Annotated in this window: 1 protein-coding gene; it reads right to left on the bottom strand. The window is 46.6% G+C overall.

Annotation, left to right across the window (positions count from 1 at the left end; translation table 11 throughout):
• Positions 1-707, bottom strand: a 707-nt coding sequence (locus OO184_RS24935) for a phage tail protein (RefSeq protein ID WP_376712607.1), incomplete at its 3' end; no start/stop codon positions are given.
• Positions 708-715 lie beyond the last annotated feature (8 nt).

The following is a 715-nucleotide window of genomic DNA, read 5'->3' as shown; positions in this document are numbered from 1 at the left end:
TAGTTAAATGCGACGTTGCGGGGGCGGGTTTCATGACCGCTTGTATTGTTAGCAATTGATGTAGCAGTGGCACCGCCGATTGCATCTCTGCCGAGAGGATATCTGTAGCCGTCCATCTTTCCTTGGTATATAGATATATTACCATTGCTGGAGGAGTAACCTTCCGCAAGCTGTATTCTTTTTGTACTGTCAGCTTGCCACGACCCGCACACTCGCCCCGGATCAACACCACGCCTATCATCCCAACCACGGATAAATTCACCGCGTAAATCGGGTAGTGTCCCTGATTGATAAGCTACTGCTAATTTCGGATAGATGGATTTATTAAATGATTGACCATTACATGAAAAATAGCCGATAGGGGCGTTGGGTAAAGGCCAAGGGATGGGGGCACCGATAGGATGAGTATTAACAATTCCACCTTCTACAGCGCCGTTACTGTTGAAGAAATAAGTGTATAGCTCGCCTTCTGGTGTGATATATATTTGACCAACATCACCCGATTGTCCGATGTTAATACCTTTGGCCCATCCTGCAGTCCTTTCCCCGGAAAAAGGACCAATAAATGATCGGGTTGGGATTGAATCAACTGAAACGACCCCCGGAAACATCCCTATATCCTTAGCAGAGGGCTTATTTTTCGTACTATACTGAATAATCCAGGGCTGGTATTGTTCCGGCCCATCCCATGTTTGTCTCGTCGCAATATCACCGA

Origin of the sequence: Photorhabdus aballayi (assembly GCF_026153155.1) — a bacterium.
Classification (GTDB): Bacteria; Pseudomonadota; Gammaproteobacteria; order Enterobacterales; family Enterobacteriaceae; genus Photorhabdus; species Photorhabdus luminescens.
Note: the sequence above shows the minus strand (reverse complement) of the source record. Positions and strands in the feature narration are given on the sequence as shown.